The organism is Nostoc sp. FACHB-892 (assembly GCF_014698795.1).
GTDB lineage: Bacteria > Cyanobacteriota > Cyanobacteriia > Cyanobacteriales > Nostocaceae > Nostoc.
In genome coordinates this window covers 79,063-98,873 of sequence record NZ_JACJTR010000028.1, presented here as the reverse complement: position 1 = coordinate 98,873, position 19,811 = coordinate 79,063, and the positions used below count along the sequence as shown (strand labels likewise).

Here is a 19,811-nt window from a genome sequence, read left to right as displayed (position 1 = left end):
AGTTTTATCTTGCTCTCTAGTCAGAAATACCCTTAAACGGCTGCCCATATCGCTGTTACCTTTGTAGACACATTGTACGTATTTACTTATCTTTACATAGTTTGGTTTTTTCACCTTGTTCTACTTATTCAAAGCCAGGCTGCTAAAGCTGGAATTGTTATAGAGGAGTCAAAACAGGTAATTCGGGGTAGTCCCCAGGATAAAGCGAAAGAATTAGCGATCGCAGTTTACCATTCCCGCAAAAAAAATTAATTAACAAAAAACCGAACCTTGACAATAGAATAAGAATATTCAACAGCGCCGCAGTTCATGCTTGTTACAAGCTTCTGTGCTGTGTAAATTTGGGTTAGTTTGGTTGGTGTTAAACAGTCTTGCTTTCTGACCCTAGTAGCTGCCCACCTTGATGCTGCTGTTCCTTTCCGACAGGAATAAGGTGCGCCCCCAGTAATAGAGGTGCGGGTTTACCGCAGTGGTGGCTACTAAATCACCTCCGATCAAGGAGGAACCCACCTTAATTATTTTTTGGCAAGTCGAAGCGGGGTCAATTTTCCTGCTGATATGCCAAAACTTAAAATCGCCTATTTAGTAAGGTTTCTAAGCTTTATTATGTTGGTTGATTTACTTTTTTAAGTGTTGACTGACGGGCTATTTTGGGAGATTTAGCAAAGATTCCTCTTGAAGCGTTGGTAAATCAAAGGTGTGAAACATAGAGTTTTAACGCCCCTCCCAGCTAGAGGCGGGTTGAAAGGTAAGGCAGAGGTCTGCCATCTTTATAATGTAATTGTCTGCATACTTATGATAGCCAGTGTATTTACACAGAAACATACATGTCATCCAATGTTAAGCTGAACCATATCTAATTTTCGACAATAACCAAGCTAGTCAGAAGTTCCAGCCCGGAAATTATGTAAGTTTAATGTGGAACAGCTTAACTAGTGGAGTTGTGAAGTTGATATCGCTGTCGATGCGGTCATTAATTCGTCAATGTGGACATTAGTCTATCAACGCGGACAAATAATTTGGCAATCGACATAAATTAAGGCGGCACCCGGATTTGAACCGGGGGTGGAGGTTTTGCAGACCTCTTACAAAATAGCCCTGAATAGCTAATGCGCCATTATAAGCCCCAGTCCCACTATGCGCCCTTGACTTTGAATATCATTTTGAATATCATCATGGGACAGTAGAGGTTAATGATACTCAAATGGGAACAGCCAAGCCAGCTAGGACAGCTAGGGGTAATGTAGGGGTAGAAGAGTTCCGAGGTAAGTTTAGGTTGAGATTACCAAGGTCTATAACACCTCTGGGTAAACAGGTAATCATCAGTACTGGTTTAGATGCCACTGAACTTAATCGCCGCAGGGTAGACTCAGTAGCAAACTGGATAGAAGAAGAGATAATCACCGGGCAACTAGATCCGACACTTGAGCGCTACAAAGAGAAACTAGAGGACTACAAAAGGCCACAGTTATCCATAGTTAAGCCTAATACACCACAGACTAATCTAATGGAGCTATGGGGGCAATATTGCGCTTATATGAAGCCTCAGTTAGCCTCTACTACATATAGGCGCGACTATGCCAGAAAGTATACAAATCACATCAAGGCACTGCCTACTAAAGACTTGGGTCAGGCGATCGCTATCAGAGATCATTTGTTATCCCAGTTGACCCCAAATGCAGCTAAAAGAGTACTGACCTATCTAGCGGCTTGCTGTAAATGGGCTGTTGTCTCAGGGTTGGTAAAAGATAACCCATTCGCCGGGATGTCCGAAGACATCAAACTACCTAAGCATGATTCCGATGCCATAGACCCATTCAGTAAAGTAGAAATGAATACCATTATCAAAGCATTTGAGGATACCCGGCCACACTACGCGCCCTTTGTTAAGTTCCTATTCTGGACTGGCTGTAGGACTGGGGAAGCGATCGCCCTACAGTGGAAACATATTAACTCTGATTGCACTCAGATCACATTCTCAGAGTCCTATGATAGCCAGCTAAATATTAGGAAAGGGACTAAGACAGGTAAGGCTCGAAAGTTCCCATGTAACAGCCAAGTCAGAGAACTACTAACATCCATTAGGCCCCCTAACCCTGACCCAGAACAATCAGTATTCACTAGTCCGACTGGGGGAATAATCAGCAACACCAGATTCTCTACCCAGGTCTGGAAGGGCGGCAGGACAAGCAACAAAAACTACAATGGAGTACTTCAGGGACTACTGGAGGAGGGTAAAATCGAGCGCTACAGATGCCCCTATAACACTAGGCATACATTTATTACCCTGATGCTGGCTGAGGGTCTAACAGTCTCCACAGTAGCTAAGTTAGTCGGTAATAGCCCTGAGATTATCCTGAAGCATTATGCAGGTAATACAGTACCTTTGAGCCTACCAGAACTATAGGAGCCAATAAAGAACCCCCCAGAGTCTTCCGGGGGGCTTTGTTATATTCACTGGATATCAAGGGAGTTTACTATTGCATCTACAGATGACACTGGGTGTACTGGGGTTTTCTTATGGCGCTTCATTATTGGTTTTCGGGTTCCCTGCGATCGCTTAAGTAGGATGATTAGTAGCCTTTGCTTCTGTTCGAGGGTCAGTAGTTTGAAGGTAGCCTTCTGCTTGGGGGTAAAGGCTTTGATAATAGCCCTGGCTTTAAGGTTCATATTAGGGTTGTCTTTTTTGTATGCTGTTGTAGACACTTAGTCAACTAGGGATTGGTATCATTGACCTCGGTTATTTACCAGAATAGACTTAGATAGGTAATATTGGATACTAGTATATTTGATGCTAAATAACCTCATAAAGTTGATTAAGAAGAACCCTAGAGAAGCGGTAGTTATAGTAATAATCTTATTGATTCTGTATTCAGGGGCACAACAGCCCCCCAACCAGTCACAGGGACAGGGACAGGCCCAAATCCAAACCCAGGTAGGTGGTTCATCCGATGATATGTATGATGTGGATGCTGAACCCTTTGATAGGACTAAATGCAAGGTCTACAATATGGGGATGGCTTTGGGTGCTTGGGTGTTCCAGTTCAAGGGTACAGATGGCAAGCTAGACTATATGCTATTTACAGATGACCTTGATGTTATCCAGACATTTGATAGAAGCCCATTTGGTATATTTTGGTGGTCTAGTTCTGGTTTTAGGGGTTCTGATTACCCAGAAATAGCGAAGGTATTACCCCCAGAGGGTCTAAAAGAACTAGATTCATTACTAGATACCTATAGTTATGCTGCTATTGGAACCACTGCTTTTGCAAATGCAGTACAGCAAAGCTCTAATGCGGGGTTATTAAATACCTGTGATGTTGATTAGGCGATCGCTGGGTGGTTTTAGTTTAACCAGTAGCCTTAGTCATATCAGTTCTGATTAGGTTAACCCCTACTTTCTTACCGGATTGGTTGAATACTTCTCTAACCATCTGACCTGCTTTGTTGTAATAGTAAGTCTCCAGTAACCCCTCGGAGGTCTTAGGCATTACCCATCTAACTATGGGTTGGTAATCGGGTAAGTATTGTCCCTTAAAGGGGCTGGGCTGGGTAGCCCAATCCTGATCATCCATTATTTAACTCCTAGAACCTTAGCCTTGTAATCGATGGCGCGATAGCAACCTGTTTTAGCCCAAGTATCATTAGACTGTTTAATGAAGTGAGTCCATACACCATCTATTTGGATATCTAGTAAGGTTCGGCTGAATAGTACTTTGAAGTCGATATCAAAGGTTTCATTTAGGTATTCTGAAGTGATACCAAGTTCCCAGTCGATAGATGCCAGTTCTTCATCATCAGCCGCCCGATATTTATATTGGTCTGCCAACACACCGGAGTTACCCTTAACTTCCTCGGCTTCTCTTTCCCATGTTTCCTGGTCATATCCATATTTACCTAATGGGCTGATAAAGTCTCCATCTGGGCTAACTTGTAAATCTTCCACATCTGTAGCCAATACCCAGAAAGACTTTCTACCTGTTTTAGTTCTACCTACTTTGGTTATGATACCGAGGTCAGTGTGGTAGATGTACTTATCCTTTCTATTACCCTTACCCCATTCTTGCTCATATCCATCGCTGGCCAGTAGCATGGAATACTTGAGGGTAGACTGTTTAGTAATCTCATAACCTGCCTTAAACTGGACTTCAGGCTCATCTTTCTTCTTAGCAATATCCTCTTTAAGACTTTGGTATTGCCCCTGTAACATCTGTAGCTGTGCCTGTATCATATCCAGGGCATTTTTAGTATCTATGGCGACATCTGTAATGGGGCGATCGCCATCTAGTTGTTCCTTGACCTGCTGTGCTACCTCTAGGGACTGGCTAACCTGACCAGCTAACCCTGCGCGGATTAGGTCTAGTATCATTTGATGTTTACTGACATCAGCCGCCTTAGAAGCCGCCAGTAGTTGCAAGTTTAGATCATCAGGTAACCGCAGAGTCATGTTTGTAATATTGTTAGCCATTATCCTACCCCCCTCTTATATTTGGTGTGATACCATGATACCACTTCTCTTGTACATTGTCATTTTTTGGTATCAACCTCTGGCTAACTTCTAAAACCCTTACTCTGTATAGATTTTCATCTTATCTCTCTCTTTTAACTAGTATGATACCAGATACCACAGCTAAAAATAACCATTGCAATATTCCCTATTTATCCATCAGACCATAGACTAGACTCTATTGGAAACCCTAGAGTGTATACTGTACCCTACTTCATCCCCCTCACTTAAATGGTATGATACCAGATACCAAATATTAGATACCGGATAACACATAGGGATTATCATAGAACCATTGATGGTTTATTCAGAAATACATAGAATCTAATCTATGGTTTAATACCTAGTGAATACTGTACCCCTTCCTATCCCCCTCATAAGTTTGGTATCAGGTATGATACCAAAGTAATGGTATCAGGGTTAACCCTTTATTCCCTTATTTGCTCTATTCTTCTCTAATGCATCCTATCTCCCTCATGTAAGTGGTATGATACTAGATACCATTATTTGGTACCATAGATAGATATCTAAATATTGACTATATGACTATATAGTGATATAATGGTATAAATATATATAAGAAGCTACTATGAAAACTAAAACCCCAGCAATGCTTTTGAGACTACCAGAGGACATAAAAGACCTTCTAGAGTCAGCCAAGGCTATTACAGGTAAGTCTAAACAGCAACTAATCATGGACTGTATCAGACAAGGGCTAGGGGATTATCCAGCGATCGAAGTATCCATAATAGGTAAACTAGACAGCCTAGAATCCCGGATAACCACCCTAGAAGCCAAATAAGCATAAATACTTATTCCTATCCCTCAACCATCCCAGACTAACCTCTGGGATTTCCTATTATGGTATCTAGTATCTCCCTTGTGGTATCTGGTGTGATACCATTAATATGAGAGAGATAAGATGGATTATTAAATATTTGGGGGATTACTAGGGAACAAGGTTAACCCTAAGTACCTAAAAGTAAATATTAGTGGTATCTAGATGACCCTAGTGGCATCTGGTATCATACCAAAGCTATCAGGGGGATAAGATAGGGTACAACAGTACAACAGTTAATCAAGGGTTGGTGTTGACTGATTACCAGTAATAGTATGAGAGTTATAATATTTCATTATTTTAATCCTTGGGGCTTATCCCGGTTTGTCTTTTTTCGAGTCTTTGAGATATTCAGGTTCCGGGGGGAACTAGTTGGCGCTAGTTACCCCTTTTTGTTTTACTGGGATACTTGAGGTTGCACGGGGAAGCCTAAAGCCGCTAGTGGAATATGTTTAGACTGAGAGTATCCCGCGATCGCTTTACTTACTAGGCTCTACCAACCCCAACTTAATCATTATGTAGGTATTTAAGGATACTTTATTACCAGTCTCAGCCATGTATTGAATATGGTCATGGGTCAGTATGACATATTGATCATCCTCAAAGCGCACTGGTAGGGTTTTTCTATAAGTAGTAGCCATTTGATTAACCTATGATGTCTTTGATGTGGTTGTAGCATATATAACCATAACTAAGCAAAATAACTTGCACATATTTTTAATAACTGGCACATAAGTTAACCCTGTTTGAGTAGATGGGATTATTTTGGCTGACCTAGAAGCCGACTGACCGCAACTAAAAGCCCCTGATATGTGGTATCAAAAATATCTAAGACTACCGCAATATTACTCATGCAACTACTGGTTACACTGGTTATATTGGTTATATAGAAACGGAGGAGGTAATGGGAAAGGCAATAACGGTTAGGTTTTCAGATGAGGAATACGAAACACTAAAGAAGGAACATTTTGACTACTGTCAACAAATAGGCGAACTGATATCCCTTAATCAGTATATGGTTATGAGGTTGCTAAACAAAACACAGCCTGAACAGTAAACCGACAAACAAATACCGGAGGTAGTTAACAGCTACCCCCGGCAATCAAAAAACAAATCATTCAAATCTTAGGAACTATTTTATCATGTCTAACTCAACAGTACAATCTCAAGTTAAACTCTCTAAAAACCTTTACATTCCTGTTAGAGAAGTTATCTTAAAAAAGATACTTGTTGCAATGGAATCTTTAGGTATTGTTTGGGACGGTTCTATTAACCATATAGATGATTTCTGTTGGTCATCCGCTACCGCTAAAAGTGATTGGTTATTGCTCAGTCCATCTAATAATCATAAGCGGGTTGTTTATGTTCAATATTTAGAGAACACAAACGCAATCTGAAAATAAAAACACCTAGAAACCATAATAAAGCCCTGAGAGTAATAAGCTACCTTCAGGGCTTTTAGTATGTTCGGTATAAATGACCCTAGCTACCGCCTTTATTGACTAAGTATTGATGTCTGACACTAATACTTAGAAAACATAATGGCAAGACCAGAGATCGACAGCGAACAAAGGAAGGTGATAAAGACAACCTTCAGGATGACCGAGACTGAATCAGAGGCTATTAAGTGGTACTCAGGTCAGTTTGGTTTATCGGTATCCGAGTTTTTAAGGTTACAGCTAAAACCCGCTTTAGAAGCCGCCCTTGAAACCACCCAAGGGGGTAAAGCCTCATGAGTAGCCAGAACACCATCAATGTCCGGTTAACCGCTACCGACGGGATTAGTCCAGCGATCGCTCGCATCAGAGCAAACATGGAGGGCATAGGCGCTCAAGTTAGCTCTATAGGGGCTAATGGAGGTATCTTCAGTACCATGATGGGTAACTTTGGGGCTGATATGCTTACCAAAGGTCTGTCTATGGTTACATCAGGTATCCAAAATATCGGTAGTAGTATCCGAGATGCTGCCAAGATTCAGACATTGGGTCTGGCTGAGGCTGGAGACTTGGCCGGGCGCTTAGGGGTCAACTTCAGTAAAGCCAAAGACCTAGTAGCTGAGACTAGGGCCGAGATAGTCAAAATGGCTGCTGCACTCCCTGGGGAGACAAGCGATTTTAATACCATTGCATCTTCCATATCTGCGACAGTTGCCGGGATATCCGGGGGCAATGAGAAGTTATACAAAGAGCGCTTGTTAAGCCTAACAGAGGGTTATGGAGTCCTGGGAGCTATCCGAGGGGCTGATATGAACATGGGGGGTTTTGCGGTAAATAAAGCCCTTAGCGGTTCTGGTACTTTATCAGAGGTCTTCCAAATAGAACTATTCGCCAGGAACCCAGTACTTAAAGAGGAACTATTGCGAGAGTTCGCTAAACAGGGCATGGGTAAAGACTGGAAGGAACTAACCACGCAGACCCGCTTTGATATCATGGATGCGGCTAGAAAGAAATCGATAACCGCAGAAACCTTAGCTAGCTTTGATGGTACTGTTGACTCGATGTTTCAGTTGGTACAGACCAGCCTATTTAATCCTGATGTTGGTATCTTTGGGTTTCTAAAGAAAATACCTGAGATGGGTAATAGAACAGGACTAGACGCGGTTCAAGGTCTAATGTTGTCCCTTAAGTCTCTTGGCGAATCAGTAGCCCCATTGTTAGCCTCTGTAGGCATTAATAGCGACAGTTTCATGACTGGGTTTATCAGGGTTACTGATTGGCTATCAGACCTTTCTGGAACCTTCGCAGGGTTATTTAATGGCGAAAGCATAGACAGCCTGGACTCTGTTTTCTCCAATATGGTCGGAGGGTTAACAGGGATAACTAATGGATTCCTAAAGGGTCTAGAAAGAACCATTAGTAAAACAGACTGGCTACAAGTCGGGGCTGGTTTATCTAAACTCGGAGTATCTATATGGAAGGGTATTTACCAAATAGATTGGGGTTCGGTAGCCTCGATATTATTCAAAGCGCTTGTAATAGCTCCAGTACAAATAATAGCTGGAGGAATAGCCAATACAGCTTCAGAGATCGCCCAGATGATTAAGGGAGCCTTTGTTTTTATCTATGAAAAAATAAGGGATATAGCATCATCCATTAACCCTCTACCCGGTATCAGGAACTTTGTTGACTCAGGTATCAGAAATACTCAGGCTTTTGTAGGTTCTGGCATCGATCGCTTGTTTGGTTCTACAGAGTCTAAACCATTACCTTTGGAGTCTAGTAAACCCTCTGACGCGCCTTTGAATATCCTGGGAGCCTCTAAGGAAACCATTAGCAGTCCCTTGGTTATTCCTAAGACTGAAACCGGGGCTAAGTCGGTTTCCTTTAACCCATCATTTACCATTAATGCCCCTGAAGGGACTAATACAGATGGTCTGGTAGCCTTGATCAGAAATACCATTAATGCTGACTGGGAAGCTTATAAGTCCAATAGTCTAGCCTAAGCTGCACAATAAACCCCACTAGATATCTAGTGGGGCTATTGGTTTACTTATGGATCAATAGTTGAGGTCTTAGGGGTTAATGGTAATCCGGGATTTCTCGAACTCAGGGACTCGGATAACAGCCCCATCTACAGTAGATACAAATACCTGGACTCTAGCGAACTCTCCGATATATCTAGCGGCGATCGAATCGACTAAATAAACTTCATCTAATATTGGAATAAACTTTGATGGCATTGTTTTAGTTAAGGGTTAATCGAAGGAGCCAAGAGGCTCCTAATGTGGTTTAGAACCGACCGAGGAATGCTGAAAGGAAAGCAGCATCATCAGCAGTAAACTGAGAGATATCGGGGATGTTGATAGGTGTTTTAGCTTCCTGAACTATCCGGCGGATTAGGTTGGCTATTGAGGTAAATCGGTCTGGTAGGAAAGTATCAGCAGCTAACTTTGTTGAATCATCAAAAACAAGCTCCAATATTTCATTTACCCATTCAACTGAATCAAAAGGATCTGACCCTAAAACCTCTTGAATAGCTTCATAAAGTGCTTGAGTGTTTTTGTAGTTCTGACCTTTCCAAATCAAACCACCATTACCAAATCTGCTAGTAGTTGTTTCAACTCCATAATGGGGATGATTCAACAAGTTAGCAGCCAGTCTTAGGTACTCATTTTGGGCTTTTTCTAGTCCCCAAAGTTCCCGGTAGCGGTTTAGGTATACTTCCGATTGCCTGCGGGTCAAAGTACCTTGCTTAATCCAGATCCGAATAGCATCTTGGATAACATTGAGCGCATTTAAGGAGGACTTGCTAGCAAATGCCTTGGCATCATCAATAGCTTTCTGGGCTGCCTCAGCTTCCTTATGCGCCCTAGCTGCCTCTGCTGCCATTTCTCGCGCTTGTTGTTTCAAATAATCTAGGTTAACCATTTTTCTTAGTCCTTGAAATATTTAGGGTTTCTGTTTGTATATTGTCAATATCTGATTAAATAAATGACACATTATAGATGTAGGCGATAAACACAAAGGAAAGACAATGACCACTAACACGCGAGTTTCAGTCAGACTGGATATTAATAGCTACCACTGGGTTACAGAACTCTCTGAAACCACTGGAGAATCTATCAGCACAGTTCTCAGAACTGTTATCAGAGAAGCCCGATTAAATGTTAAGAAAACCTTAAAGGATAACTAATATGTTTAACTTTTCTACCCATTCACCTAACTGGCTACTTCGGAACTACCAAGAGGTTCCTAAGCGCTCCAAATCACTTAAGGAAACCATAGAGATTTTGAATAACAACCAACAAAAAATGTCTGTTGTAATAGACAGACTGGAAACAGCGATCGACAAGCAGACAAGGGTAACTGAGAAACTACTGGAATGGTTACAGAGCGCACCCAATAAACCCTAGAAAACTAATGATGAAACAAATAGCCCCCTGGATGTCCAGAGGGTTTTTATTTGGTTATTGGTTTTTAATGAAGTCTAGCCAGCTACCCAGAGGCTTAAACAGATGTCGAGGGACACCATAAGATAGCTCCTGAGACTTAATCCTTAACCAGCTTGTCTCTCTGGTCAGCTTATCCGCTTCAGTTACCCTGGCTTCCCCTGTAGCGCGATCAATGGCGATAATAAAGTGAACAGGGAACTTGTAGCGCTCCCATCGGGTTGCAATACCACCTACTAGTATGTTATGGTTTCCAAAGATGCCTGATTTGGACTTGACCTCGATGTTATAACCTTTACCTCTGTGGATAACTCGGATATCCCTTTGGTATTGTGCATAGAGTCCCTGGGCTAACTTAGACTGACTCCGCGATCGCCATTTATCCGGGTCAAGCTTGTAGCTTCCATAAACCGCCCTGTGGGTCATGTGCTGATCCAGATGGTAAACCTTGTCTAGCCCTTGAGTCTTCAGATGCTCGGCTAGGCTATGTTCCCAACTGTTACCACAGGCTAACCGGGACTCGAAGGAGTCCTGAAAGTAACTGCTGTCTTTTTTCTCGCCATTGGGGGCGAGGTGTGCTATAATGGACATATTGGATTACAAAAAAGTTTAAGTTTTATTTGATAGCTCCTAGGAATGCTGGTAACATCCCTAGGGGCTTTTGGTTAGGACTAAAAGCTTGATTTCCGGCTTTTAGTTGGTGCGAAGGTTCTCCGCCATCATCTCCGCCATCATCGCGGAATCAGCCATTTTCTCCGCCATCATTCCGCCATTGACTCAAATCAGTCTCAGGTAGCCCCATTTTTGCCTCAAGATTCCCCATGATTACCGATACTTCAATATGCGGATCAGGCTGTTCATTGGTCAGTCGGAACTTTAGAAGACCAGAGGCAGTCTCAGCCATCTCTCGGAGTACTCTGGCAGTCCTTAAGTCTCCTGTAAGGGTAAACTGGTCATTCAGGCTACTAACAGCATCTAGGGTAGTCTTTAGCAGCGATCGCAACATTTGGCTATCTGTTGCATCCGGGGAATAAATAGAGGCTTCAGGGTTACTAGGGACAGCCTTGGGTACTGATTTATCCTTGTAGTTATACAGTTGCCTAGCTGTCACTTTGAAGCCCTGATTAGACAACCACCTACATATTGATGGGGCTGGGATTCCTCTGGCAAGCTGATTGTCTACAGCTTCCCTGATATCCTCCGGTAGCCCCTTAACCACACAGGGCTTATTATTTGCCATCGACGCGCTCCTTAATCATGTCTATAAGGCACTGAAGCCCATCTTGAAACTCAGAGGGATCTAAGGATAATAGATACTCTTGGATTAGCCCTTGAACTGCCTGGGTGTCTCTGGACTTCTGTAGCATCTCGATGCCTTCCCGGACTAGTTCAGATGTACTCTGACCACTTCTTAGGCTTTCCTTCTCCAACCACTGAAGAGTTGATTCCTTCATCCGAACCGCTATCTGCTTTGTCTGAATCTTCTTTTTCATATCCGCATCCCAAGTGCATTACTTACAGATATTTAGTCAACCTATTAGGATATTTATTTATAACTTCGGTAAACTGATAGGTTTACAGTAGATTCAATAGACTATGACATTAAACCACTTACTGACTAAGCATCTGGGGCGATCGCTAAGACATTAGGGGTAGTATTGGTTAGCCAGATATGCCAAATAGAGGCAAACAGGGTTAACCCTTGGGATGTTTAAGGATAAATCGGGGCTTTGAATATCACTTTGAATATCATTTACCCCAGTTTGTTTGTTTTTGATTATCCTAAAAGGCTGAAAGCCTTAAGGCGGCACCCGGATTTGAACCGGGGGTGGAGGTTTTGCAGACCTCTGCCTTACCACTTGGCTATGCCGCCACAGCAAGATTTCCTGGACTACTTTAATGTTTCTAAGGTATCTTAGTAACGATTTTGTAGCCATAGCAAGCTAGTTAAACCATGATAGCATAGGATTCTAAGGTAGAGATAGTGGGTTAACTCGATGTTTCTGGTAGTCTTTAGGCGATCGCTAGAGAGTTCTGATTACACCTTCACTTCATCAGCAAAAGTGCCCCATTTGACAAAGTGAAATGGCCCAGCGATAGAACCCCACAGATGTTCATCAGTGTCTAAATCCCTTCCTCGATCAAGGCTGAAAAATTCTTTAGCGTCAATTTCAAATTCGTTATCCAAATAAGTATTTTTGCCGTCACGAACCACAATGCAGCATTTTCCAGGTTCAACTCTGCCTTTAAAGCTATTACCTGTCCACTCTACAACCATGTTGCAACCTGACATTTTTTCCAATTGGTCAACGGATAAACCTTTTAAACGTTCGGGTTCACGAGATGCGCCGTAAAATTTTTGTTCTTCTTTAACCGTGTAGTGTTCAATAACAATATGGTTTTCTACCGGCATCAACTTCATTACCCGCATCCGATAAGGTTGATTGAGCATAAAATCATAAGCTTGTTCGAGAAACAAACTTACTCCTGAGAATAATTCCAACGGTAGAGGACGGATACACACACGAATGTGGGCATAAAAAGGCGGATTTTCAAAAGCTTGTTCTTGATTACTAAAGTCAGCTGCCATCCACCGGGCTAAGGTGGCAATATCAGTAGAATGAGTCACGTAGCTTCGCTCCGAATTCAAAATTTAAAATTCAAAATTAATAGTCCCTATAAACTTAGTTGCTTTGTATCCTTTTCTTTGCAGATCAATCAAAATGATTAACCAGTTGCTTAAAAATTATCCAAAATTATACCATTTTAGATTTTGGCTTGGAAATCGCCTTGCTGTGTCTGGCTTGGTGTAAACTCATCTATCGACAATCATTTTGCAATTTGGGATTATTTCGACACTCGTCAGACTCAATTATGAGCGCTTTTAGTTTCAGAGTGCTTAAAATCCCATTGCCTCGGCTACTGCGCCCACTTTTGCGGCGATACCTTGTTTAAATAGACTGTGATTGTGTTTAATGGCTGTATCTGGGTCTTTTAGACCATTGCCTGTGAGGACACAAACCACTGTCGCCCCTGTAGGAATTTGGTCTTTTACCTGCAACAATCCGGCTACAGAAGCGGCGCTAGCAGGTTCGCAGAAGATACCTTCTGATGCTGCCAAAAGCCGATAAGCGTCGAGAATTTCTGCATCGGTAACGGCGTGGAAATTCCCCTGGCTTGCGGTTTGCGCTGCGATCGCTAATTCCCAGCTAGCAGGGTTGCCAATCCGAATTGCTGTCGCTAAGGTTTCAGGATTTTCTACTGCCTGACCGTGTACTAAGGGGGCTGCACCTGCGGCTTGGAATCCCATCATTCGGGGTAAGCGATCGCACTTTCTGGCTTGATGATATTGACAAAACCCCATCCAATATGCTGTGATATTTCCCGCATTGCCTACGGGAATACACAGCCAGTCTGGTGCATCACCCAGTGCATCAACGATTTCAAAGGCTGCTGTTTTCTGCCCTTCTAGACGGTAGGGATTGACCGAATTTACCAAAGTGACTGGATAGCTTTCGGCCATCTCGCGGACAATTTCTAGGGCTTGGTCAAAATTCCCTTTAATTGCTAGTACTTCTGCACCGTACAGTAATGCTTGGGCTAACTTGCCCAGCGCCACATAACCGTCGGGAATCAGTACAAAGGCATTCATGCCCCCACGTCTTGCATAAGCTGCGGCGGCGGCTGAGGTGTTGCCTGTGCTGGCACAAATTACTGCTTTTGCCCCTGCTTCCTTGGCCTTGGAAATTGCCATAGTCATCCCCCTGTCTTTGAAGCTGCCGGTGGGATTAAGACCGTCGTATTTTACAAAAACCCGCACTTGTCTGCCAATGCGTTCTGCGATCGCTGGTGCTGGTATTAGGGGTGTGTTACCCTCCAACAAAGTTACAATCGGTGTTTGTTCGCTGACAGGCAAGTATTCGCGATAGGCTTCTATCAGTCCGGGCCAGGGTTGGCGATGAGATTTAGCAACAGGCAGGCTCAAAGTCACGGGATTTAAAATTTCTTGATGTAAAGGATTGGATATTTTAGAAAGGGTGGCACATGGAAACGCAGGATGGGAAAGAGGAAGAAAGTGAATTTTTCTGTGCCAGTTCCCTGCCCCTTAATTTCAAAAGAATATCACTTAAGAATATTATTTTTTGTGGTGCAGGTGTTTCACTTGCCATTTTTATTTAGAATACCAGTTAAATAGGCAATGCGCTGTCTCTCCTTGGCAGTAGCCTTTGGCAAGGACTTGCCCTTATCCATTCCTAACATTACATTTTTTAAATTTTGGGTTTCGTTGCCATTCCGCCACGGAATTTTTTCTAAAGCTAATAGCCCTCTCAAAATGCGTACCTCTTTGGGGATCTTGCTACGCATAGTGTCCCGCAGGGATAGAATGTTTTTTTAGTTGGAAGTCCCTTTTCTTTGGAACACAGCTATTATGATCACCGTCTCTTATGATTGAACCTGAAATCCATTAGAGTAATTGATGAAAAATATACAATAATTTAATAAAGCTTAAAAGAAGATTATTATAATATTTCTAGTGGTGTGAGTTAAGTTTTGGATTTAATTAGCGATGCCTACTTGTTTATCTAGTGTTTCCGATCGCGAGTCCCACGCTAACTGGGTCAGTAAGTTAAGCAAGTCTTATTATCAAGACGATCAGCAAGCTAAGTTGATGCATTTACAAGCAGAGGTAGACTCTCTGTTACAGCAGTTGGAAAATCTGAAGCACCAACGTCTAGCCGAAACCAACCAAAAAGAATAATTCATTCTGGGAGATAGCGATGTCTACGACGGGCTATTCGGCGTCGCCAGTGCCTCTTTAATTTAAATTTGAGTAAGGGGCGTGCTATTCAAAGCGCTGATTTTTCTCTGACCAGCGCCTCAACCTGTAGTTATGAGCATTTTCTACTAATAAAGCTAAGGATTGCACCCCTGAAAGCTTGGCGATCGCAGCTAGTCTTTGTAAGTCATTGCCTGTAAAATCAGTGTAAATGACTTCATTGCTATCAGACAAAATTATAGTCCGGTCATGGTGTTGCTCTATGTTTTCGCCCTGAATTCCAGGTTTAGACTGATTCAAGGATGCTATTGCCTCTGCTGAGATAGTCAGTATTATTTCTGGTTGAACGTTATTTGTTAAATCAATGACTTGAACGGGCCAATCACCCAACTTTTCTTGCATCTGCTCAAAGGTAGGAATAGCACCAGCCGGAACTTCACCCGATTGCTGTAAAGATTTCCACACACTCGATAACATTACCTTAACCCCTTGGGTATTTTGCCGATACAGTTTTTGTAGAGTGATAGGAGATGGTTGTACCCATTCCAGTGCTGCATTTGTCAAGCCTAAAGGTTTGGGTTGAAGAACATCGTTTTGATTCTCTGGGATTTTTGGGCCAGCAGCTAATAGGCGCAAAACTTTACCCCGTAGTTGCACCGCTTTGATAGCGGCTATAGTAATTTGTTGTTCTCCATTTGGTAACCAGACCACAATCTGGATTTCAGGGTTAGAAGTGATTCCCAAAGTTGTCCATAAAAATTTGGCGGGGGAAGTTTTGGGTTGGTTCAAATTCTCAAAGGGGGAATTTAGCCAGCGTTTTCCATCATGAAATGCACTCACCTCTACCTGATACCAAACTTGGTTATCTGTGAGTTTCAAGTCTGTTGAAGAATTGGGTTGCAGCCATTGGGTGCTAGTAACTTGAGTGATTGGTTGGACTGTACCGACTATTTGACTAGGGTGAGTAGAGGATATTCCCGATGTACCCTCATTATTGAGTCTTGCTAATAGACCTTGAATATAGGCAAGGTCATCTTTTGTAATTTTTGGTTGCGCTTTCAACCAGGAATTAGTATGTCCTTCCCCCCGTTGAACTGCTAAAATCAAAGCGAACCAAGCTTGCACCTCTAATCTATTTGGGTTCACCCGCAACGCCGCCACCATGCGATTCCACAACCGTTTTTCATCAGCTTTGAGTAAAGTAGCAATTTCTTGGGCATTATGTGGCGACGCTTCAAATACCTGTAAAGCTTTCCCCCAACGACCATCAATCAAATCTGCTAGCACTTCTTGACTAGGACTTGCCCATTTTTTCTGGGCTTGGGTTTTAGTAAGTTGGGAATGCAAGCGAATCAAATCCATTTGCGCTTGCGCCGCCTCTGGCAAAACTCCTTTGCGCTGTTTCTTGATGAATTTTAACCATTCAAAGGCTGGTGTCCATAGTCCACTACGGGCAATTGATAGGGCGTTTTGATATGCAGAATCATTGAGAGCTACTGTTTGGAGGGTAATTGCCTCCAATTGAATTGGTTTAAAGAATAATTTGAGAGGCTTGACTTGATAAACTTGTAAGTGCGGTTCTAAACCTACAGTTTGATCAACAACTAACTCTTTTGTACCATCACCAGTTACCTGCTGCCATTTAGGTAATTGTCCGTTCGGACTTGTCCAAGACAACATTTGTAGTAAATTGGTGCGTTCTGGATTGTAGTATATAACGTGACCGTAAGCACCAGTTCCTTGTTGGCGTTTACCCAGCAAATTAAACCAAACCCCTAGTGATGGTGTTCCATCGTCAAAGCGTTGCACTTCAGTTAAAGGTAAGGGAATGCTAATATCTTGGGGTTCTGATGTCCCATCAAGTGAGGAAGAAATCACAAAGGATTCTTCTGGCCCAGTTACAGATAGTTGAGTCGCTAGATAATAGTAATTTTCTGACTGAGATTTAAACTCTAACTCTTCTGAACGCTGGTAAACCCTGAGTTCTATAAGTTTTTCACAATCAGATTCACAATTAGCACGCTTTTGAAAGATTGGCAGTAAAAATGAGTTTTTCGCATCTTGATGCAAAGGCAGAGTTTCCCCGACTATTTGGTTTTTTTTACTCAAATCGAGTTGAATTTGTTTGAGGGTTTGGGGGCGTTCGTGGTTACCAAGGGGGATTTGTGCCCATGCAGGTAAAATTTTATTTAGCCAGCTTACCTGGTCTGGATTGAAGATAAAGAGAACGCTAATCCAGGCAAAAGCCATAATTAGACTAGCACTACTCAAGAGAATTGCGTAGCTTGCCACCGTAGGTATCGCTAGCGTTGACGACAACCAACTTCCCCGTTTTAGCTTTTTCTGGGGTTTTTTAACAACGCGTTTCCTCATACCTGCATGAGGTTGATTTTGTTTAGAGGCTTTTGGTGTCGGCTTGCGTGAACGATTTGCCATATTAGTTTTCAATCAATCCAGTAGAGCTTTTTGGGCGTTGAGCAATGGGCATTTGGGCATTTGAGCATTGGGTATTGGTTCTTCTCCCTCATCCTCCCCTGCTCCTTCTGCCTCTTAAAAGTCTCCAATACCTAATACCCTGTTATACTCGTCCTTTCAGAAGTTGCCTAGAAGGATTAAGTCGAATTTTGGACAAAATCCGTAGATTTCCTCATGTGAAGCTTAGACAATGGCGAATACACTCTTCACTTAAGTATGTGAGCAGAGTGTAAAAAATTGAAAGGTAGACTTATTAGCCACAGTCATAGCAAAACCTGGATGCTCGCATGGTTACTAATTGCGGGAGTAAATGGAGTTGCACAAAAAGCACTAGCACAAGAGTATACAGACACAGTAACTACTCAGGCGCAGGAGAGTATAGATTTAAATTCTCCTCTCCTCTCCCCAGAAGATTCGATGGCGCAAGTTACATCGGTTTCTCAACTCAAGGATGTACAACCTAACGATTGGGCATTCCAAGCTTTACAGTCTTTGGTAGAACGTTATGGGTGTATAGCAGGCTATCCAGATAGCAACTATCGCGGTAATCGGGCGTTAAGTCGGTATGAATTTGCCGCCGGAGTGAATGCTTGTTTAGATAGAGTCAACGAATTAATCACTACAGCCACCAGCAATTTAGCCACCCGAGAAGATTTAGCAATATTACAAAAATTGCAGTCAGAATTTGTCCCTGAATTAGCAACTTTGCGGGGTCGTGTCGATAGTTTAGAAGCCAGAAACTCTGAAATCAAAGCCAATCAATTCTCAACAACAACCAAACTCAGTGGATTACTAATAGTTGGCATTCAAGGACGAACTAGCAATCGTGGTGATGTGAATCCTAGAGATGGACAAAAAGATACAGATGATGCGGGGACAAACACTGATGTTATATCCTTGGGGCAGCTGTATTTAACTAGCCAAATTACTCCCCGTAGTTACTTGTTTACGGGTCTTTTAGATGGTAAGGGTACTACTGCGCCGAGATTTACCAATAGTGTTTCTCGAAATGATGTTTTACTTGGCTACGAATTTCCTACAGATAACTTGATTGTAAGTGACCTCAATTTTCATTGGCTAGTGACAGATAAATTAGCAGTGATGGTGGGAACAGAAGGCGTAAGTATGCCAACTGCTTTCCGAGGTCCCAATCGGGTAGAAAGTGCTGCAACAGGGCCGTTGTCTTATTTTGCCCAAAGAAACCCAATTTTAAATATGGGATATGGTCACGGCGGTATAGCTATTGATTGGCAATTTGCTAAACGCGCTAGTTTACAGGCAATTTATACTAGTTATCAACCAGGAAACCCTGGTAAAGGTAGCGGTTTATTTGATGGAACCACCACTACAGGTGTGCAATTGCTGCTGACACCAACCGATACTCTAGATTTAAGTTTGTATTACGTTAATAATTACTCTTCAAATGGTTGTTTACTAACCTTTGTTGGCGATGAATGCTTAACTACAGTTAATACCACCACCGGAAGATCAGCACCTCTGCAAACTAACGCCGTGGGTGCGACTGTAACTTGGCAGATTTCTCCCCGCATTAGCGCAGGTGCGTGGGGTGGCTATACTAAATCTTATATTCCTGGGCAAGCAGGAAATGTAGAAACGACGAATTATATGGTGTTTATGAATTTCCCTGATTTATTTGCTAAAGGAAATTTAGGGGGAATTTATGTCGGTCAACCTCCTAAAATTACTAGTAGCAACTTACCTGTAGGGAATAATGTTCCTGATTTTATCAATACTGGTTTAGGACGTGCAGGTGGACAACCAGGGACGACTACTCAAATTGAGGCATTTTATCGTTTTCAGCTAACAGATAACATTAGCCTTACACCAGGAATAATTCATATCTTGGAGCCTGGTCACACACCAGATAGTGACTCAGTTACCATCGGCATTCTGCGGAGTACTTTTCTTTTTTAATTGCGCTTGCACATCAAATTATTGAACTTAAGTATTGACAAACACTTATAGCCAATTGGCCACAAAAACCAATGAAATTTCTTTTTCAATCCCCTATACTCAATTTCCTATACATCATGCCGCATTTTACATAGATATAAAAATAAGGTTTGGCGGTCAACCAAACCTCTATATAAATCTAGTGCATAACAACATTCCGAATCAATTTACTCATTATTTATTCATAGGGCATCTTCCCATAGAATGTGTGCAAATATCCTGAAACCTGATATAAAATTACCCTAATATAGCCGAATTCTAAAATAGAAAATCAATCTGCCATAGCCTCTAGGCTATGGCAGATTGATTAGATGTTAAATTCGATAAAATAACTAGAAGGATTTTTACGTCC

At 42.2% G+C, this 19,811-nt stretch carries 24 protein-coding genes and 2 tRNA genes; 11 read left to right on the top strand and 15 right to left on the bottom strand.

Annotated elements, in window-relative coordinates:
- The first annotated feature begins 72 nt into the window (after positions 1-72).
- Positions 73-252 carry a hypothetical protein gene (locus H6G96_RS27800; RefSeq protein ID WP_190915567.1) on the top strand — a complete coding sequence of 60 codons (180 nt, stop codon included), beginning with the start codon at positions 73-75 and terminating at the stop codon, positions 250-252.
- A 786-nt stretch (positions 253-1,038) separates the two neighbouring features.
- On the opposite strand, the gene H6G96_RS27795 is transcribed toward H6G96_RS27800, so the two are convergent.
- Positions 1,039-1,145: transfer RNA gene (locus H6G96_RS27795), tRNA-Leu, on the bottom strand.
- A 59-nt stretch (positions 1,146-1,204) separates the two neighbouring features.
- On the opposite strand from H6G96_RS27795, the gene H6G96_RS27790 reads away from it, so the two are divergent.
- Positions 1,205-2,407 (top strand): site-specific integrase, encoded by a 1,203-nt coding sequence (locus tag H6G96_RS27790; protein WP_190915556.1) that lies wholly within the window; start codon positions 1,205-1,207, stop codon positions 2,405-2,407.
- A gap of 47 nt (positions 2,408-2,454) precedes the next feature.
- On the opposite strand, the gene H6G96_RS27785 is transcribed toward H6G96_RS27790, so the two are convergent.
- A complete protein-coding gene (locus tag H6G96_RS27785; RefSeq protein ID WP_190915554.1) occupies positions 2,455-2,706 on the bottom strand; it encodes a hypothetical protein in 252 nt (83 codons plus the stop codon).
- A gap of 154 nt (positions 2,707-2,860) precedes the next feature.
- Here H6G96_RS27785 and H6G96_RS27780 point away from each other — a divergent pair, with 154 nt between their 5' ends.
- The gene (locus tag H6G96_RS27780; protein ID WP_190915552.1) at positions 2,861-3,328 is read left to right on the top strand and encodes a hypothetical protein; all 468 of its coding nucleotides are present in this window, start codon (positions 2,861-2,863) and stop codon (positions 3,326-3,328) included.
- Between the two features lie 22 nt (positions 3,329-3,350).
- Here the strand turns inward: H6G96_RS27780 and H6G96_RS27775 are convergent, their stop codons facing one another.
- Positions 3,351-3,575, bottom strand: coding sequence for a hypothetical protein (locus H6G96_RS27775; RefSeq protein WP_190915550.1), 225 nt, complete (start codon positions 3,573-3,575; stop codon positions 3,351-3,353).
- Positions 3,575-4,468: a hypothetical protein gene (locus tag H6G96_RS27770; protein ID WP_190915548.1), complete on the bottom strand. Its 894-nt coding sequence runs from the start codon at positions 4,466-4,468 to the stop codon at positions 3,575-3,577. The genes H6G96_RS27775 and H6G96_RS27770 overlap by 1 nt, the downstream gene beginning before the upstream one ends.
- Before the next feature lie 628 nt (positions 4,469-5,096).
- Here H6G96_RS27770 and H6G96_RS27765 point away from each other — a divergent pair.
- Positions 5,097-5,309, top strand: a complete 213-nt coding sequence (locus H6G96_RS27765) for a hypothetical protein (RefSeq protein ID WP_190915546.1) — start codon at positions 5,097-5,099, stop codon at positions 5,307-5,309.
- Positions 5,310-5,824: 515 nt separating this feature from the next.
- Here H6G96_RS27765 and H6G96_RS27760 read toward each other — a convergent pair.
- A complete protein-coding gene (locus H6G96_RS27760) occupies positions 5,825-5,986 on the bottom strand; it encodes a hypothetical protein (protein ID WP_190915544.1) in 162 nt (53 codons plus the stop codon).
- 501 nt (positions 5,987-6,487) lie between these two features.
- Here H6G96_RS27760 and H6G96_RS27755 point away from each other — a divergent pair.
- From H6G96_RS27755 to H6G96_RS27745, 3 genes are all read left to right on the top strand, one after another.
- Positions 6,488-6,742: a hypothetical protein gene (locus tag H6G96_RS27755; RefSeq protein ID WP_190915541.1), complete on the top strand. Its 255-nt coding sequence runs from the start codon at positions 6,488-6,490 to the stop codon at positions 6,740-6,742.
- A 144-nt stretch (positions 6,743-6,886) separates the two neighbouring features.
- Entirely contained in the window at positions 6,887-7,081 is a 195-nt protein-coding gene (locus H6G96_RS27750; protein ID WP_190915539.1) for a hypothetical protein, read from the top strand.
- On the top strand, positions 7,078-8,787 hold the full coding sequence (locus tag H6G96_RS27745) for a hypothetical protein (RefSeq protein ID WP_190915537.1): 1,710 nt from the start codon (positions 7,078-7,080) through the stop codon (positions 8,785-8,787). Before H6G96_RS27750 ends, H6G96_RS27745 begins: the two co-directional genes overlap by 4 nt.
- A gap of 69 nt (positions 8,788-8,856) precedes the next feature.
- On the opposite strand, the gene H6G96_RS27740 is transcribed toward H6G96_RS27745, so the two are convergent.
- A complete protein-coding gene (locus tag H6G96_RS27740) occupies positions 8,857-9,024 on the bottom strand; it encodes a hypothetical protein (RefSeq protein ID WP_190915535.1) in 168 nt (55 codons plus the stop codon).
- 49 nt (positions 9,025-9,073) lie between these two features.
- On the bottom strand, positions 9,074-9,712 hold the full coding sequence (locus H6G96_RS27735) for a hypothetical protein (RefSeq protein WP_190915533.1): 639 nt from the start codon (positions 9,710-9,712) through the stop codon (positions 9,074-9,076).
- Between the two features lie 106 nt (positions 9,713-9,818).
- Between H6G96_RS27735 and H6G96_RS27730 the strand changes: the two genes are divergently transcribed.
- Positions 9,819-9,977, top strand: a complete 159-nt coding sequence (locus H6G96_RS27730) for a hypothetical protein (RefSeq protein ID WP_190915531.1) — start codon at positions 9,819-9,821, stop codon at positions 9,975-9,977.
- 1 nt (position 9,978) lies between these two features.
- Positions 9,979-10,197, top strand: coding sequence for a hypothetical protein (locus tag H6G96_RS27725; protein WP_190915529.1), 219 nt, complete (start codon positions 9,979-9,981; stop codon positions 10,195-10,197).
- 54 nt (positions 10,198-10,251) lie between these two features.
- On the opposite strand, the gene H6G96_RS27720 is transcribed toward H6G96_RS27725, so the two are convergent.
- The 7 genes from H6G96_RS27720 to H6G96_RS27690 form a co-directional block, all read right to left on the bottom strand.
- Positions 10,252-10,824 carry a hypothetical protein gene (locus tag H6G96_RS27720; RefSeq protein ID WP_190915527.1) on the bottom strand — a complete coding sequence of 191 codons (573 nt, stop codon included), beginning with the start codon at positions 10,822-10,824 and terminating at the stop codon, positions 10,252-10,254.
- A gap of 151 nt (positions 10,825-10,975) precedes the next feature.
- Complete coding sequence (locus H6G96_RS27715) at positions 10,976-11,473, bottom strand: hypothetical protein (protein ID WP_190915526.1); 498 nt, start codon at positions 11,471-11,473, stop codon at positions 10,976-10,978.
- Positions 11,463-11,726 carry a hypothetical protein gene (locus tag H6G96_RS27710; RefSeq protein ID WP_190915524.1) on the bottom strand — a complete coding sequence of 88 codons (264 nt, stop codon included), beginning with the start codon at positions 11,724-11,726 and terminating at the stop codon, positions 11,463-11,465. The genes H6G96_RS27715 and H6G96_RS27710 overlap by 11 nt, the downstream gene beginning before the upstream one ends.
- Before the next feature lie 309 nt (positions 11,727-12,035).
- Positions 12,036-12,106, bottom strand: a tRNA-Cys gene (locus H6G96_RS27705).
- 165 nt (positions 12,107-12,271) lie between these two features.
- Positions 12,272-12,862: a CpcT/CpeT family chromophore lyase gene (locus H6G96_RS27700; RefSeq protein ID WP_190915522.1), complete on the bottom strand. Its 591-nt coding sequence runs from the start codon at positions 12,860-12,862 to the stop codon at positions 12,272-12,274.
- 270 nt (positions 12,863-13,132) lie between these two features.
- Positions 13,133-14,224, bottom strand: a complete 1,092-nt coding sequence (thrC, locus tag H6G96_RS27695; RefSeq protein ID WP_190915520.1) for a threonine synthase — start codon at positions 14,222-14,224, stop codon at positions 13,133-13,135.
- A 167-nt stretch (positions 14,225-14,391) separates the two neighbouring features.
- Positions 14,392-14,598 carry a hypothetical protein gene (locus H6G96_RS27690; protein WP_190915518.1) on the bottom strand — a complete coding sequence of 69 codons (207 nt, stop codon included), beginning with the start codon at positions 14,596-14,598 and terminating at the stop codon, positions 14,392-14,394.
- A gap of 202 nt (positions 14,599-14,800) precedes the next feature.
- On the opposite strand from H6G96_RS27690, the gene H6G96_RS27685 reads away from it, so the two are divergent.
- Positions 14,801-14,992 carry a hypothetical protein gene (locus H6G96_RS27685; protein WP_190915516.1) on the top strand — a complete coding sequence of 64 codons (192 nt, stop codon included), beginning with the start codon at positions 14,801-14,803 and terminating at the stop codon, positions 14,990-14,992.
- Between the two features lie 84 nt (positions 14,993-15,076).
- Here H6G96_RS27685 and H6G96_RS27680 read toward each other — a convergent pair whose 3' ends face one another.
- Positions 15,077-17,446, bottom strand: a complete 2,370-nt coding sequence (locus H6G96_RS27680; RefSeq protein WP_190915514.1) for a hypothetical protein — start codon at positions 17,444-17,446, stop codon at positions 15,077-15,079.
- A gap of 318 nt (positions 17,447-17,764) precedes the next feature.
- Between H6G96_RS27680 and H6G96_RS27675 the strand changes: the two genes are divergently transcribed.
- Entirely contained in the window at positions 17,765-19,420 is a 1,656-nt protein-coding gene (locus H6G96_RS27675) for an iron uptake porin (RefSeq protein WP_190915512.1), read from the top strand.
- Positions 19,421-19,811: the final 391 nt, after the last annotated feature.

What these genes read in the sequence shown, in the direction of transcription:
- H6G96_RS27790 (WP_190915556.1), top strand. Translation starts at nt 1,205, where the DNA reads ATGGGAACAGCCAAGCCAGCTAGGACAGCTAGGGGTAATGTAGGGGTA.
- H6G96_RS27775 (WP_190915550.1), bottom strand. Translation starts at nt 3,575, where the DNA reads ATGGATGATCAGGATTGGGCTACCCAGCCCAGCCCCTTTAAGGGACAA.
- H6G96_RS27770 (WP_190915548.1), bottom strand. Translation starts at nt 4,468, where the DNA reads ATGGCTAACAATATTACAAACATGACTCTGCGGTTACCTGATGATCTA.
- H6G96_RS27765 (WP_190915546.1), top strand. Translation starts at nt 5,097, where the DNA reads ATGAAAACTAAAACCCCAGCAATGCTTTTGAGACTACCAGAGGACATA.
- H6G96_RS27760 (WP_190915544.1), bottom strand. Translation starts at nt 5,986, where the DNA reads ATGGCTACTACTTATAGAAAAACCCTACCAGTGCGCTTTGAGGATGAT.
- H6G96_RS27755 (WP_190915541.1), top strand. Translation starts at nt 6,488, where the DNA reads ATGTCTAACTCAACAGTACAATCTCAAGTTAAACTCTCTAAAAACCTT.
- H6G96_RS27750 (WP_190915539.1), top strand. Translation starts at nt 6,887, where the DNA reads ATGGCAAGACCAGAGATCGACAGCGAACAAAGGAAGGTGATAAAGACA.
- H6G96_RS27745 (WP_190915537.1), top strand. Translation starts at nt 7,078, where the DNA reads ATGAGTAGCCAGAACACCATCAATGTCCGGTTAACCGCTACCGACGGG.
- H6G96_RS27740 (WP_190915535.1), bottom strand. Translation starts at nt 9,024, where the DNA reads ATGCCATCAAAGTTTATTCCAATATTAGATGAAGTTTATTTAGTCGAT.
- H6G96_RS27735 (WP_190915533.1), bottom strand. Translation starts at nt 9,712, where the DNA reads ATGGTTAACCTAGATTATTTGAAACAACAAGCGCGAGAAATGGCAGCA.
- H6G96_RS27730 (WP_190915531.1), top strand. Translation starts at nt 9,819, where the DNA reads ATGACCACTAACACGCGAGTTTCAGTCAGACTGGATATTAATAGCTAC.
- H6G96_RS27725 (WP_190915529.1), top strand. Translation starts at nt 9,979, where the DNA reads ATGTTTAACTTTTCTACCCATTCACCTAACTGGCTACTTCGGAACTAC.
- H6G96_RS27720 (WP_190915527.1), bottom strand. Translation starts at nt 10,824, where the DNA reads ATGTCCATTATAGCACACCTCGCCCCCAATGGCGAGAAAAAAGACAGC.
- H6G96_RS27715 (WP_190915526.1), bottom strand. Translation starts at nt 11,473, where the DNA reads ATGGCAAATAATAAGCCCTGTGTGGTTAAGGGGCTACCGGAGGATATC.
- H6G96_RS27710 (WP_190915524.1), bottom strand. Translation starts at nt 11,726, where the DNA reads ATGAAAAAGAAGATTCAGACAAAGCAGATAGCGGTTCGGATGAAGGAA.
- H6G96_RS27690 (WP_190915518.1), bottom strand. Translation starts at nt 14,598, where the DNA reads ATGCGTAGCAAGATCCCCAAAGAGGTACGCATTTTGAGAGGGCTATTA.
- H6G96_RS27685 (WP_190915516.1), top strand. Translation starts at nt 14,801, where the DNA reads ATGCCTACTTGTTTATCTAGTGTTTCCGATCGCGAGTCCCACGCTAAC.
- H6G96_RS27680 (WP_190915514.1), bottom strand. Translation starts at nt 17,446, where the DNA reads ATGGCAAATCGTTCACGCAAGCCGACACCAAAAGCCTCTAAACAAAAT.
- H6G96_RS27675 (WP_190915512.1), top strand. Translation starts at nt 17,765, where the DNA reads ATGCTCGCATGGTTACTAATTGCGGGAGTAAATGGAGTTGCACAAAAA.